At 33.9% G+C, this 15,677-nt stretch carries 11 protein-coding genes; 7 read left to right on the top strand and 4 right to left on the bottom strand.

What is annotated here, in order from left to right:
* The first annotated feature begins 32 nt into the window (after positions 1–32).
* From dpaL to xdh, 7 genes are read left to right on the top strand one after another with little or no spacing between them, the layout of a single operon-like run.
* A complete protein-coding gene (dpaL, locus tag ACMOUI_RS00940; protein WP_418963870.1) occupies positions 33–1,247 on the top strand; it encodes a diaminopropionate ammonia-lyase in 1,215 nt (404 codons plus the stop codon).
* A gap of 37 nt (positions 1,248–1,284) precedes the next feature.
* Positions 1,285–2,472 (top strand): YgeY family selenium metabolism-linked hydrolase, encoded by a 1,188-nt coding sequence (locus tag ACMOUI_RS00935; RefSeq protein ID WP_418963869.1) that lies wholly within the window; start codon positions 1,285–1,287, stop codon positions 2,470–2,472.
* A gap of 15 nt (positions 2,473–2,487) precedes the next feature.
* Entirely contained in the window at positions 2,488–4,071 is a 1,584-nt protein-coding gene (locus ACMOUI_RS00930) for an N-acyl-D-amino-acid deacylase family protein (RefSeq protein WP_418963868.1), read from the top strand.
* Between the two features lie 10 nt (positions 4,072–4,081).
* The gene (gene ssnA, locus ACMOUI_RS00925; RefSeq protein ID WP_418963867.1) at positions 4,082–5,407 is read left to right on the top strand and encodes a putative aminohydrolase SsnA; all 1,326 of its coding nucleotides are present in this window, start codon (positions 4,082–4,084) and stop codon (positions 5,405–5,407) included.
* A 23-nt stretch (positions 5,408–5,430) separates the two neighbouring features.
* On the top strand, positions 5,431–6,807 hold the full coding sequence (locus ACMOUI_RS00920) for a uracil-xanthine permease family protein (protein ID WP_418963866.1): 1,377 nt from the start codon (positions 5,431–5,433) through the stop codon (positions 6,805–6,807).
* Between the two features lie 18 nt (positions 6,808–6,825).
* Positions 6,826–7,923, top strand: a complete 1,098-nt coding sequence (locus tag ACMOUI_RS00915) for a 4Fe-4S binding protein (protein ID WP_418963865.1) — start codon at positions 6,826–6,828, stop codon at positions 7,921–7,923.
* A 13-nt stretch (positions 7,924–7,936) separates the two neighbouring features.
* The gene (xdh, locus tag ACMOUI_RS00910; RefSeq protein WP_418963864.1) at positions 7,937–10,492 is read left to right on the top strand and encodes a selenium-dependent xanthine dehydrogenase; all 2,556 of its coding nucleotides are present in this window, start codon (positions 7,937–7,939) and stop codon (positions 10,490–10,492) included.
* Positions 10,493–10,537: 45 nt separating this feature from the next.
* Here the strand turns inward: xdh and hydA are convergent, their stop codons facing one another.
* The 4 genes from hydA to ACMOUI_RS00890 form a co-directional block, all read right to left on the bottom strand.
* On the bottom strand, positions 10,538–11,881 hold the full coding sequence (gene hydA / locus ACMOUI_RS00905) for a dihydropyrimidinase (protein ID WP_418963863.1): 1,344 nt from the start codon (positions 11,879–11,881) through the stop codon (positions 10,538–10,540).
* A 64-nt stretch (positions 11,882–11,945) separates the two neighbouring features.
* On the bottom strand, positions 11,946–13,424 hold the full coding sequence (locus ACMOUI_RS00900) for a DHA2 family efflux MFS transporter permease subunit (protein ID WP_418963862.1): 1,479 nt from the start codon (positions 13,422–13,424) through the stop codon (positions 11,946–11,948).
* A gap of 14 nt (positions 13,425–13,438) precedes the next feature.
* Complete coding sequence (locus ACMOUI_RS00895; protein WP_418963861.1) at positions 13,439–14,596, bottom strand: efflux RND transporter periplasmic adaptor subunit; 1,158 nt, start codon at positions 14,594–14,596, stop codon at positions 13,439–13,441.
* Between the two features lies 1 nt (position 14,597).
* Positions 14,598–15,677 (bottom strand): TolC family protein (locus tag ACMOUI_RS00890; RefSeq protein WP_418963860.1); only part of this gene is annotated, 1,080 nt, incomplete at its 5' end.

Below are 15,677 nucleotides of genomic sequence, written 5' to 3'. Positions count from 1 at the left end.
AAAGTGAAGATAAAACTAATAAGGAGTGAGATATGGAAAATAAAATTAAATATGCCTTTAATGAGATTGAAAAAGGTGATAACTATGAGAGTTGCTTAGATATTTTAACTGAGAAGGAAGTTGCAAAAGCTAAAGCTTTTCATAGTAGCTTCCCTCAATATAAAGAGACTCCACTGGCTAAGTTGGAAAATGTGGCTAAAAGTATTGGCTTAGGTGGAATCTTCGTTAAAGATGAATCATATAGATTTGGATTAAACGCTTTTAAAGTTTTAGGTGGGTCTTTTGCTATGGCTAAGTATCTGGCTTCTAGATTGGGAGAGGACATATCTAATTTAGGATATGAAAAATTAACTTCTAAGGATATAAAGGAAAAATTGGGAGATGTAACTTTTTATACTGCAACAGATGGAAATCATGGAAGAGGAGTCGCTTGGACAGCTAATAAATTAAATCAAAAATCAGTTGTATATATGCCTTTTGGGTCATCTATAACAAGACTTGAAAATATTAGAAAAGAGGGAGCAGAAGCGACAATAACAGATATGAACTACGATGATGCAGTGAGACTTGCGGCTAAAAATGCTGAAGAGACAAATGGAGTTGTAATTCAAGATACTGCATGGGAAGGATATGAGGAGATTCCAGCTTGGATTATGCAAGGATATGGAACTATGGCATTGGAAGCTATCGAACAACTGAAGAGTTATGGTGTGGATAGACCAACTCATATATTTGTTCAAGCTGGAGTGGGATCATTAGCTGGTGCAGTTCAAGGAGTTTTTGCTTCAATATATGGAAAAGATTGCCCAGTAACAGTTATAGCTGAATCAGATTTGGCAGATTGTCTATATAAATCAGCTTTAGCAAAAGATGGGAAACCAAGATTTGTAGGTGGAGCTATGCAAACAATAATGGCTGGATTAGCATGTGGAGAACCAAACACTATTGGATGGGAGATTTTAAAAAATCACAGTTCAGCGTTTTTATCTTGTCCAGACTGGAGTGCAGCAAATGGAATGAGAATATTAGGAAATCCTTTAGATGGAGACCAAAGAGTAAAATCTGGAGAGTCTGGAGCTGTAACTATGGGAGCTCTTTATGAGATTATGACAAATGATGAGTACAGAGAGTTAAGAGAAAAGTTAAAGCTTAATGGGGATTCAAAAGTATTGTTATTCAGTACAGAGGGAGATACAGATCCAAAGAAATATAGAGATATAGTTTGGTTTGGAGAGTGTACAAAATAATTTAATTGAAAATAATAAAATTTTTTAGGAGGAAAAAATGTTTTCTAAAGAGAGAGAAGCTGGAGTAATAGAGTTATGTCAGGATTTAATAAAAGCACCAAGTTATTCAGGGGAGGAGGGAAAGGTTGTAGAGGTAATAAAAGAGGCCTTTGATAGACTTGGATTTGATGAGTATTTTGTAGATGAGTATGGAAATATAATTGGAAAAATTAAAGGTAAAAAGCCAGGTAAAAAAATACTATTTGATGGACATATTGATACTGTTCCTGTTCCAGATAAGAGTAAATGGACATTTGGACCATTTGATGGAACTATATCCGATGGGAAAATATATGGAAGAGGAACATCAGATATGAAGGGGCAAGTGGCAGCTATGATATCAGCATGCTCCTATTTTGCAAAAGATTGTGACAAAGATTTTGAAGGGGAGATCTATGTAGCAGGAGTAGTACATGAGGAGTGTTTTGAAGGAATTGCAGCCAGAAAAATAAGTGAAGCTGTAAAACCAGACTATGTTGTAATAGGGGAGTGTTCAGAGCTTAACTTAAAGATAGGTCAAAGAGGAAGAGGGGAGATTGTGGTAGAGACATTTGGAAAACCCGCTCACTCAGCAAATCCAGATAAGGGAATAAATGCGGTATATAAAATGGCCACAGTAATTCAAGAGATAAATAAATTAGAACCCCCAGTACACCCAGTATTAGGAAAAGGAATCTTAGAACTTGTGGATATAAAATCAGCACCATATCCAGGGGCTTCAGTGGTACCAGAGTATTGTAGAGCTACATATGATAGAAGACTTCTGGTTGGAGAAACAATGGAGAGCGTAATAAAACCATTACAGGAGTTGGCAGAAAACCTTATGAAAGCTGATCCACAGATGAAGATAAAGGTATCATACTCAGTTGGAAAAGAGAACTGTTATACAGGAAATACAATAGAGGGAGAGAGATTTTTCCCAGGATGGCTATATGAAAAGGATGATGAGTTTACAAAGATAGCTTATGAGGGATTAAAATCAGTGGGATTAAATCCAGAAATAACTCAATACTCGTTCTGTACAAATGGATCACACTATGCGGGAGAGGCAAAGATACCAACAATTGGATTTGGACCATCAAGAGAGAACTTAGCTCACACAATAGATGAACATATAGAGATTGAGCAATTGATAAAAGGAACAGAGGGGTACTATGGAATTTTAAAATCTCTTTATAAAAAATAGGGAAGGGAGATATATATGAAAATATTAATAAAAAATGGAACTATTGTAAATGGAGACAAAACAGCACCATTTTTAGGGGATGTATTGATTGAAAATAACATAATAAAGTCAGTTGGGGAAGTAGATAAAGAGGCAGATAGAGTTATTGATGCCACTGGGAAAATAGTTTGTCCAGGGTTTATAGATACTCATAGTCACTCAGACTTAATGATTCTTGTGAATCCCTACAATGAGATAAAAATAAGACAGGGAATTACAACGGAAGTTTTAGGTCAGGATGGAATCTCTATGGCTCCTTTACCTAAGAGATATATAAGCTCTTGGAGAAAAAATATTGCAGGATTAGATGGAGAATCAGATGAGATTAACTGGGAGTATGAAACAACAGATAACTACCTAAAAATGATGGAAGAAAATGGTGTGGGACTAAATGAAGCATACTTAGTTCCCCATGGAAACATAAGAATGGAAGCTATGGGACTAGATGGTCGTCCAGCAACAGATGAAGAGATTGAAAAGATGTGTGAAATTACGAGAAGAGAGATGGAAGCTGGAGCATTAGGACTTTCCACAGGACTTATATATATACCTTGTGCTTACTCAGAAACTAAAGAGATTATTGAGATGTGTAAAGTTGTAGCTGAGTTTGATGGTGTGTTTGTAATTCATCAAAGAAGTGAAGCAGATACAATAGTTAGCTCCATGAAAGAGGTTATAGAGATAGGAAAAAAATCTGGAGTAAAGATACATTTTTCTCACTTTAAAGTTTGTGGAAAAAATAACTGGAAATATCTAGATGAGATGTTGAATTTACTGGAAGAAGCTAAAAAAGAGGGGATAGAGGTATCTTTTGATCAGTATCCATATGCGGCAGGAAGCACTATGTTAGGGGTGATACTGCCTCCTTGGGCCCATGCCGGTGGAACAGATGAGTTGATGAAAAGACTTGAAAGCCAAGAGTGTAGAGATAAAATGATTCATGATATGGAAAATGGAATCCCTGGTTGGGATAACTTTGTGGAATTTGCAGGATTGGATCAGATATTTGTAACCTCTGTTAAAACTAAAAAAAATAGTGATTTAATAGGAAAAAATCTTTTAGAGATAGGAAAGATTAGAGGAAAAGACCCTTATAATGCAACTTTTGATCTTTTATTAGAAGAGGAAAATGCAGTGGGTATGGTTGATTTTTATGGTTTAGAGGAGCATATTATTAAAATTTTAAAAAGACCAGAACACAATGTGTGTACTGATGGACTTTTAAATGGAAAACCTCATCCTAGAGCCTATGGTTCATTTCCTAGAGTTCTAGGAAGATATGTTAGAGAGCAAGAGGTTTTAACAATAGAGGAAGCAATTTTTAAAATGACAAAAAAAGCTGCAACAGCTTTTGGAATACAAAATAGGGGAGTTATACAGGAGGGATACTTTGCAGATGTCCTTGTTATAGATATGAAAGAGGTTACTGATAAAGGAACATATGTTGACCCAACACAATATCCTAAAGGGATAGATTACGTATTGATAAATGGAAATGTAGTAATAGAGAACGGTGATTATCATAAAGTCTTAGCAGGGGAAGTTATCAGAAAAAAATAGAGGAGGGTTTATGTTAATTGGAAATGGACGAGTGATTACTCATGATAAAGAGAACCCATATTTTGAAAATGGTGGAGTCTTAATAAAAGATGGAAAAATTGTAGAAGTGGGAAAGAGTGATGTTTTAAAGCAAAAATATCCCAATGAGGAGTTTATAGATGCTAAGGAAAATCTTATTATGCCTGGGATTATCAATGTACATCACCACATTTACAGTGCTTTTGCCAGAGGAATGAAATCCTCTGGTAAAGCACCAAAAGATTTTCAAGAGATTTTAGAAAATCTTTGGTGGAAAGTTGATAAAAAATTAAATCATGAGGACATAAAGTATAGCGCTTTAACAACATATATAGATTCTATAAAAAATGGAGTTACAACTGTATTTGATCATCATGCTGGACCAAACTCTATAACAGGAAGTTTGGATGTTATTGGCGAAGCTGCTGAGGCGGTGGGAATTAGAAGTTGCCTATGCTATGAAGTTTCAGACAGAGATGGTTTAGATATTGCCGATGAGGGAATAAAAGAAAATATTAGATTTATAAAAAAATGCCAAGAGAGTCAGCAAAATATGTTAAGAGGGATGTTTGGACTTCATGCCTCATTTACATTGAGTGATGAGACTTTAAAAAAATGCCAAAAAGCTGTTGAGGGTTTAGATATTGGATATCATGTACATATTGCTGAGGGTATTGAAGATTTAAATAACTCATTGGAAAAATATGGAAAAAGAGTTGTGGAAAGACTTTCAGAGTTTAATATTTTAGGTGAGAAAACAATAGGTGTTCACTGTATCTATATCAATGAAAATGAGATGGAGATTTTAAAAAATACAAAGACAAATGTGGTACATAATCCTGAATCCAATATGGGAAATGCTGTTGGATGTGCCCCAGTGTTGGAGATGTATTCAAGGGGGATTCATTTAGGATTGGGAACTGATGGCTATACAAGTGATATGTTTGAATCTTTAAAAGTTGGGAATTTGATTCATAAACATGAAAAGAGAGACCCTTCAGTTGCTTGGGTAGAGATACCGACAATGCTTTTTAAAAACAATAGAAAAATAGCAGAGAGATATTTTGAAGGTACATTGGGAGTTTTAAAAGAGGGGGCATGGGCAGATATAATCATAGTAAATTATGACCCTTTAACAGAGATGGATCAGGATAACTATAACAGTCATCTTCTATTTGGGGTTATGGGAAGAGATGTAATAACAACAGTTATAGCTGGAAAAGTGATTATGAGAGACAGAAAGATATTAACACTAGATGAGAAAGAGGTTTTTAAAAACTCAAGAATAGTTTCAAAAAAAATGTGGTTAAGAGACTAAAAGTTTAAAAACGGAGGGAATTTATGAAAAATTCACTAGAAGAGAGTTTAGAGTTAGAGAAAGAGATTATCGCAAAAAAAGAGACCGAATTATTTAAAATAGATGGAAAGCCAGCATTATTAGAAGCTCTTCCTTTAGCATTTCAACATGTTATGGCTATGTTTGTAGGAAATATAGCACCTATTTTGATAATATCAAGAGTTGCCAAATTAGATTTAGAGATAACTACTGTTTTGATTCAATGTGCAATGTTTGCTGCAGGAATAGCGACAATAATTCAGCTATATCCTCTAAAAATAACTAATGGAGTCGTTATTGGAGCAAAATTACCAGTTGTTATGGGAGTTAGTTTTGGTTTCTTACCTACCGTTTTATCAATTATTTCTGGAAATTCAGTAAACATTCCACTTGTATTTGGAGCTCAAATAATAGGTGGAATTTCATCGATATTTATAGGATTAGGATTGAAAAAAATAAGAAAATATTTTCCACCACTAGTAGCAGGAACAGTTGTTTTTTCAATAGGACTTTCTCTTTTTCCAATAGGAATTAATTATATGGCTGGAGGAGTTGGAAGCCAAAGTTATGGGTCTTATTTAAATTGGGGGATAAGTTTTAGTGTTCTAATTATTGTGTTATTTTTTAATCAGTTTACAAAGGGATTTACAAAACTTTCCTCAATATTAATAGGTATGTTATTCGGATATATAGTATCTGTTTTTTTGGGTATAGTTGATTTTTCTCCAGTTATGAAAGCAAGTTGGTTTGCTTTCCCTAAACTTTTTATTTTAGGAACTCCAAAGTTTGAGTTTGGGTCAATATTAGCTATGGTTATTATGTACTTAGTAACAGCGATACAAGCTGTAGGAGATCTATCAGCAATAACAATGGGAGCTTTAGATAGAAATGTTACAGATGAAGAGTTGTCAGGTGGAGTTATAGGAAATGGAATCGCAGCGATATTTTCATCTGTATTTAACTCATTTCCAACAGCAACTTATTCACAAAATGTTGGCTTAGTAGTGTTAACTAAAGTGGTTAGTAGATTTGTGATTTTTTTAGCAGCTTTATTTCTATTAGTAGCTGGATTTATACCTAAATTGGGAGCTTTGATAGGAACTATTCCATCTGCTGTAATAGGTGGAGGAACAATAATTGTATTTTCAATGATAACAATGACAGGAATACAGGTAATTAGTAAGAGTGGAATAACAGCAAGAACAATGGTAATAGTGGGATTATCAGTAGCAATGGGAGCTGGAATAGGTCAAGTTCCACAAGCGATTAGTTCATTTCCACCTATGTTTAGATTAATATTTGGATCAAGTGTAGTTGTGTCAACCTTATTATCATTAGTACTTAACTTAATTTTACCTAAAGATAATCTTAGTAAAAAATAAATTTTGGAGGAATAGAATATGGCTAATATAAAAGTAAATTTTGCAGGACTAGAGTACGAGAATCCAGTGGTTGTGGCTGCTGGACCCCCATCTAAGGATGCTGAAGCTATAAAGGAAGCGATTGAGGGAGGAGCTGCAGGGGTAGTTGCAAAGACAATTTCAAGTGAGGCAGCAGAGATTCCAAAACCATGCATGTATGATTTTAAAGGAAACCATTTCTTAAATACAGAGCTATGGTCAGAACTATCTCCAGAGCACTGGGTAGAGCAGGAATATGAGAAGTGTAAAATTAAGGGAGAGCCTCTTATCATAGGTCTTGGTTATGCAAAAGAGGATATAAAAAAGTTGATACCTATGGTTGATAAATTTGCAGATGCTTATGAGATTTCAAGTCACTATGTTGGAAGAGATTTAACACCCATGTTAAATACTTTAAAAATGGCAAAAATGCTAACAAAAAAGCCAGTGTTTATGAAAATATCTCCAGGGGTTGAGAATTTAGGAGATGTAGCTAGAGCTTTGGAAATAGCGGGAGCGGACGGATTAGTTGCAATAAACTCAGTTGGGCCCTGCTTATCGATTGATTTAGAAACTGGAAAACCACATATGGGAAGTAAAAGTGGATATGGTTGGATGTCAGGAGCAGCAATAAAGCCGATAGCTATGAGAGTTGTGTATGAACTTGCTCAAGCGGTAAAAATCCCTATTTTTGCAGTGGGTGGAATTACAAAAGGGGAGGATGTTATAGAGTTTGTAATGGCTGGAGCAACAGCAGTTCAAGTTTGTACTCAAGGAATAATAGAGGGACCAAAAGCTTTTGGTAGAATCGCAAAAGAAACTAATAACTGGCTAGATGCACATGGGTATAGTTCACTAGATGAAATAAGAGGACTGACAATAAAACATATGGAAAATATAAAAGAAAATAACTATATGACAGTTCCTCCTAAAGTGGATTTAGAAAAATGTATAGGGTGCGGAATCTGTAAGATAGTCTGTGGATATAAGGCTATTGAGATTGAAAATAAAAAAGCAATTATAGATATAGAGAGATGTTTTGGATGTGGAGTTTGCACATCGAAGTGTCCTACAAAAGCATTATCAATACCGAGATAAATGGGGGGACTCTATGTTTAAAATAACTATAAATGGAAAAGTTATAGAAACAGAAAAAAATAAAAATCTTTTAGATTTTTTAAGAGATGAGATGGATTTTATAGCTGTAAAAAATGGATGTGGTGAGGGTGCTTGTGGTGCTTGTATGGTTCTGGTAGATGGAAAACCATTTAGAGCCTGTTTACTTACAACGGAGAAAGTGGCAGGAAAAAATGTATTTACAGTAGAGGGACTAACAGAGTATGAAAGAGATATTTTTGCCTATGCTTTTTCAAAAGAGGGTGCTGTTCAATGTGGATTTTGTATTCCTGGAATGGTTGTCAGTGCAAAGGGATTATTTTTAAAAACATTGGACCCTACTAAGGATGAGATTAGGGCTGCATTACGTGGAAATATCTGTAGATGTACAGGATACGTAAAAATAGTGAAGGCTATAAAGGAAGCAGCAAGACTTTTTAGAAATGGAGAGGTTGTTCCAAAGGTAGAGTGTAAAGGTTTAGTTGGAGAAAATACTTTTAGAATTGATGCAAAAGAGAAAACATTGGGAGATGGAAAATATGCAGAGGATATAAAAGTCCCTGGAATGATATTTGGAGGAGCGGTAAGAACTGCTTATCCAAGAGCCCTAATAAAGAAAATAGATACAAGTGAAGTTGAGAAAATGGATGGTGTTTTGGGAGTTGTAACTGCAAAAGATGTACCTGGACATAGAAATATAGGACATCTTTCTTTTATATCTGATTGGGACGCTTTAATAGATGAGGGTGAAATAACTAGATATATGGGAGATGCCTTAGTTTTAATAGGAGCAAAATCCAAAGATATTTTAAAGAGAGCTAAGGAGTTAGTAAAGGTTGAATATGAGGTATTAGAGCCTATTGTTGATCCAGAGGAAGCCTTAAAAGAGGGTGCACCAAAAATTCATGAAAAGGGAAATCTACTTTTTAAACAGGTTTTAAAAAGAGGAGATGCAGAAAAAGCTATAGAAGAGGCTGAATATGTTGTTACAAACACATACTATACTCCATACACAGAACATGCTTATTTAGAGCCAGAAAGTGCCACAGCAATTCCCAAAGAGAATGGTCTAAAAATAATAACAAGTTCTCAAAGTGTTTATGATGAACAAAGAGAGGTTTCAAGACTTTTAGGACTTGATCCAAGTCAAGTTGAAGTGGAGAGTAGCTATGTTGGTGGAGGATTTGGTGGAAAAGAGGATATGTCAGTTCAGCACCATGCGGCCTTATTAGCTTGGAAATTAAAAGTTCCAGTTCAAGTTACACTAAATAGACAGGAAAGTTTAGTGGTGAGTACCAAGAGACATCCAATGAAAATAGAGATGACAACAGCATGTGATAAAGAGGGAAAACTTTTAGGAATGAAAGCAAGAATTTTATCTGATACAGGAGCCTATGCATCTTTGGGAGGACCGGTACTTCAAAGAGCATGTACTCATGCAGCTGGACCTTATAACTATCAGAATATAGATATAGAGGGGATAGCAGCATATACAAATAATCCAATAGGAGGGGCTTTTAGAGGATTTGGAGTAACGCAATCAGCCTTTGCCATAGAGAGTAATCTAAATAAACTTGCAGAGATAGTTGGAATATCTCCTTTTGAAATTCGTTATAGAAATGCTATAGAACCTGGAATGATTTTACCAAATGGGCAGGTTGCAGACCAAGGAACAGCATTGAAAGAAACTTTACTTGCAGTTAAAGACACATATGAAAACAATAAGTTAGTTGGTATAGCTTGTGCCTTTAAAAATGCAGGAATAGGAGTTGGATTACCTGATATTGGAAGATGTTTACTTTCAGTGGAGAAGGGAAAGGTTCATATAAGAACCAGTGCAGCTTGTATAGGACAAGGGGTTGGAACAATAGCCCTACAGATGGTATGTGAGACAACAGGATTAACACCAAAAGATATAGTAGTTGAAGCTCCAAGTACAAAGAGAACACCAAATTCAGGAACGACAACAGCTTCAAGACAGACTGTATTTACAGGGGAAGCGGCAAAGATGGCAGCTCTAAAATTAAAAGAGGCTTTAAGTAAAAACTCTTTAAGTGAGTTGGAAGGAGTTGAGTTTATGGGAGAGTATTCAGGAATAACTGACCCAATGAACTCTGAAAAAGATTATCCAAAAAGTCATGTGGCCTATGGATATGCAACTCAAGTTGTCGTTTTAGACGACGACGGAAAAGTTAAGAAAGTTGTTGCAGCTCATGATGTTGGAAAAGCCATAAATCCTAAAAATGTAGAGGGTCAAATAGAAGGTGGAGTGGTAATGGGATTAGGATATGCCTTAACTGAAGACCTAAAAGTTGAGAAAGGTGTTATAAAATCAAAATTTGGAACGCTTGGACTTTTAAGGTCAACAGATGTTCCAGAGATTGAATCTATAATCATTGAGAAAAATACAGAGGATTTAGCATATGGAGCTAAAGGGGTAGGGGAGATTGTTGTAATTCCAACAGCTCCAGCAGTTCAAGGAGCGTACTATAAATATGATGGAAAGTTTAGAACATCACTTCCATTAAAAGAAACAGCTTATAAGAGATAATTTAAAAAGGAGAGAAGCTTTATTTCTCTCCTTTTACATTTTACACTATTTTCTTTTTAAAAATACACCTCTATAATCTTTATCTATTAGAGAACCATTTTCTAAAACTAAATCACCTCTAATAAAAACAGAGTCCACTTTAACTAGAGACACATAGTTTTTAAAAGGGCTGTAATTAGCTTTAGATATGGGCTTAGTAAAGTTAAAAGGTTCAGGTGTAAGTATAACAATATCAGCATCACTTCCAATTTTTAAGGCTCCTTTTTGAGGAAATAAACCAAAAATTTTAGCTGGATTTAAAGAACAAGTATTTAAAAAACTTTTAGCAGTTATATTTCCTTTAAGAAATTCAGAGAACATTATAGGGACTCTTTCCTGAACCCCTGGAATTCCATTGGGACAGATTAAAAAGTTATCTTTACCTCTGGACTTATCCTGAAGAGAAAAGGAGCAATGGTCTGTGGCAACAACATCTATATAACCTAGATTTATGGAGTTTTTAATAGCTATATTATCCTCTTTTTTTCTGAGAGGAGGACTTAGAATATAGTTTTCTCCAGCTTCTTCAAGATAGCAGGAGTCATTTAAAACAAGATATTGAGGACAAGTTTCAACAAAAAAATTCATTCCATTATCTCTATAAGATTGAAGAATATCTAAAGATTTTTTACACGATATATGAACAAAGTATAGTTTTTCAAAGGCAAGACTTTTTGCTAAAACTAACAGTCTATGAACAGCTTCGCTTTCACTGTAATCAGGTCTTGATTTACTGTGGTATATCGGTTTTGTTAAGCCCTCCTCACCATATCTTTCTCTTAAAAACTCTATTATTCCATGATTTTCAGCATGGACACAGATTACAACATCCAACTTTTTAGCGATTTCAAAGATTTTTAAAATTTTATAGTCACTCATCAAATATGTATAGGTCATATATAGCTTAAAACTTGTGATACCTTGCTTTTTTAAATTTAACATCTGCTCTTCCATATCTTTTGGTACATGTTGAAGAACTCCATGAAAAGAGTAATCAACTGGGGATATCTTTGCAAATTCCATATAGTTTTTAATTTGAAAATCTAGGGGACATCTATCAGGGCCAAAACCAGGATGATCAATAATTGTTGTAGTTCCACCATGGATAGCAGCAATACCTCCAGAATAAAAGTCATCTATGGAGTTTATACCAACATCAATATTAAAGTGTGTATGGACATCAATACCACCAGGGATAATAAACTTATTAGAAAAATCATATATAACTCCATCAAAATTATTAAATGATGAACTACTGATATCTTTAATAATACCATTTTCAATGATAATATCTGATTTAACTAATCCCTCATCAGTTAAAATCAAACCATTTTTTAATAAACTTTTCATAATATACCCTCCATTAAAATAAAAAATTGCTTACTATATATTAATAAGCAATTTTTATTCCATATTATGTTGTTGGTTTAGTAGATTTTGCTAAGAAAAGAAAAGGTATCAATAGTAGGGAGATAACTCCACTACCTATTAAAACATCATTGATACCCATAATAGAAGATTGAACGACAACTTGCTGATTAATCATAGCTAATGCTTGAGCAGAGTCACTAATTGCACTATTTATATTTGGATTAGCTGTTGTTATAACAGAGGCCATCATAGTGTGATGAAAGGCCATTGTATGATTCCATGCTGGAATAACCAAAGATGTTCCCAAACTACTACCAATATTTCTCATAAAGTTATATATTCCAGAGGCACTAGCCAAGTTCTCGTTACTTATATTAGATAGAGTAAGAGTGTTTAAGGATATGAAGAATATACCTACCCCAAAACCATTAAAAAATCTTGTTAATCCAATATACTGTGGTGTTATCTGCGGGGAATAATTAGAGGTTAAAAAAGTGGATATTCCCAAAATAAAGAATCCAAATGCGGCCACTTTTCTAGAATCTAAAAAGTCAATTTTTTTCCCCAATATAGGAGCGACCATTAAGATAGCTAATCCCAGTGTACAAGTGGATTTTCCACTTATATAAGCCGTATATCCCATATAGTTTTGTAACCATAGTGGTATGGCTACAACACCACTAAAATAGGCGAGGACAGAGAACATCAATGAGAAAGACCCCACACAAAAGTTCCTATCTAAAAATAGACGGACATTGACCACAGGGGATTCATGATACCATTCCCATATGACCAGAAGTATAAGGAAAACAAAAGCCAAGATACTAAGAGTTATAATTGTTGAGTTGGAAAACCAATCTAAATCATTTCCCTTATCTAACATAAGCTGTAAAGAACCAACACCAATAGCTAAAAATATAAATCCAACTATATCAACAGGTTCTTTCACTGTTTTTTCTTTAGCAATATCTTTTTTAAAAATATAATAAACAATTAAACTAGATATAATTCCAAAGGGTAGATTTATATAAAAACACCATCTCCAAGAGGCTGTATCAGTTACCCAACCTCCTAAAACAGGACCTACAACTGGAGCGACAACAATGGTCATAGACCATATACCTAGAGCAATTCCTTTTTTCTCCTTTGGATATAGTTGTAGCATAAGAGTTTGGGATAGTGGAATCATACTAGCTCCAACAATCCCCTGTAAAATTCTCATAGTTAAAAGAAAACTATATGAGGGACTGATACCACAAAGCATACTAGCCAGAGTAAAAAGTAAGGTTGCACCCAAATATTGTTTAATTATACCTAAACGTTTAGTCAACCACCCAATAAGTGGCAAAAATATCGCTTCAGCAACAGCATAGGAAGTTATAACCCAAGTACCTTGATCTGGAGCTACAGCAAAATCTCCAGCAATATGACTCAAAGAAACGTTAACAATAGTCATATCAAGGACATTCATAAATGAACCAATAGCTAAAGCTATCGTGGCAAAAATAATTGACGAGTTCATAGTACAGAACCTCCTTAAAAGCTGTTGTCTTTAACTATTTTTTCAATTAAGATATTTAATCTGTTTTCATCAATCTTATAAAGCTCTGATTTTTGCTCTTTAAATTGATTTGGTATATCAACATTTTCTTTTGTATTAACTGTTACTGTTAAACTAGTTCCAATAGGTAAAAGTCCATTTTTTTCTAAACTTTCTCTATCAAAATCAATACGTACAGGAACTCTTTGGACAATTTTAATCCAGTTTCCAGTGGCATTTTGTGTTGGGATTAAAGCAAAAGCACTACCAGAACCAGCAGCTATACCAGAAACCACTCCTCTATAAGTTTTTCCATTTAAATCACTCACAATTTTAACAGAGTTCCCAGGTTTAATATCTCCAATCTGAGTCTCTTTAAAGTTTGCATTAACCCAAGTGGAGTTTAAGTCAACAACAGTAAATAGTGTTTGTCCAGCTCTTACTTGCTGTCCCAGCTCAACTTGTTTCTGTGCAATAACTCCAGATATAGGAGAGAAAATTTTTGTTTTTTCTAAATTGTAATAAGCGTTTTTTAAATTTTCAATAGCGGCAACAACAGTGGGATGTGAATAGATATTTTCACTGAAAGCCTGAACTTTACTATTTTCTAAATTAGTTAAACTTTGATCATAACTATTTTTGCTATTAATATATTTAAAATTAGTAGTATCAAAATTCTCTTTACTAGTTATTCCAGCTCCACTTGAAATAGTCTCTCTTTTTAAAGTTTTATCAGCCAGAACCAGGTTGGCCTTAGCAATAGCAACATTTTCCTCATTAAGTTTCACACTGTTTTGTAAAATATAGTAGTGTCTAACAGCGTCAGCCAGTTTTGTTTCAGCATTTTTTAAAGCTATTTCATAGTCGATAGTATCCAACTGTATAACGGGATTTCCCATTTTTATAGACTGAGTATCCTCAACATTGATTTCATTTACAACTCCATTGACCTGAGTTGTTATTGAGACTTGATTACCATGAATATATGCGTTTTCAGTCTCCTCATATCCTTTTAAAAAAATTAAATAATAAAGCAGATATAGTATTCCAATAATAAGAACACCTAAAAGGAATAAGCCCATTTTTTTTCTTGCTTCTTTTTTGTTATCCGTCTTTTTCTCATTGTTAGTTAAAGTTTGATTTGTATTTTCCAATTTATTTCACCTCATTTTTATAGTAACCACCAAGGGACCCAATTAAATTTATTTGATTTGTATATAGAGAAAAACTGTTTTCTAAATAATTTAACTCTGCATCAAGTAGATTATTTTGATGATTCAAAAGCTCAAGTTTAGATATACTACCGATATTATATAGCGTATTGTTATCGCTATAAGTAGCCTCTGAATTTGTATAGTTTTTCTTCTCTAATCTATTATTGGCATTTGATGTTTTTAAAGCATTAAGATTGTTATTGATATCTTGGTAAGCTTTAATAAGATTGTTGTTATAGTTTTCAATAAAAATATTTAGGTCTACCCCACCTATATTGTAGTTTTGTATAAGTCTATTTCTATTGAATAGAGGTAAATATAAGCTAGGGCCAAGTTCCCATAAAGTGCTATGTGCCTTTAAAAGGTCTTGAATATTTATATTTTGATACTCATATTTTCCAGAGATTGAGAATCTAGGATAGAAGTCAGCCTTTAAAGATTTTAAATTCTCTCTTTGAGAATTAATTAAAGCTAAATAGTATTTAACATCAGGTCTATTTACAACAATATCTGAATCAATATACTCTGGTATATCTAAAAAATATGTGAAATCTGGGGAGTTAGAATCAATTTGAGACAATATTCTATCAATATTTTCCGATTTTACATGACCTACAAGTGCATAGAAACTATTTTTTAAAGTATTTTTTTGATTTTTAATTTCAGCAATTTTTTGTACAAGAGAGTTAACATTGTTATCTGCCTTTAAGATGTTCTCTTTATTTCCAAGTCCTGTTTGATAAAGTATGTTTTGAAAATTTAAAACCTCTTTAGCAATCTCTAATTTTTTCTCTAAAATATCAGATTCTTTAGTAAGTAGAATATATTTTCCATAAAGATTGGCAACTGTTGTTGAAATAGTGAGTGTGCTCCATTCACTTTTAAGCTGTGAAGCTAGTTTTGAATATTGGGCTTGCTTTTCTAAGGCATCAAATTTTCCCCAGATATCAAAAATATACTCCCCTTGAATAGCAAGGCTTCCCATATCAATAGTGTCACTATTTTTTATATCCTTTATAGG

The sequence above is a fragment of the Cetobacterium sp. genome, assembly GCF_048470075.1.
Taxonomy (GTDB): domain Bacteria; phylum Fusobacteriota; class Fusobacteriia; order Fusobacteriales; family Fusobacteriaceae; genus Cetobacterium_A.
Note: the sequence above shows the minus strand (reverse complement) of the source record. Positions and strands in the feature narration are given on the sequence as shown.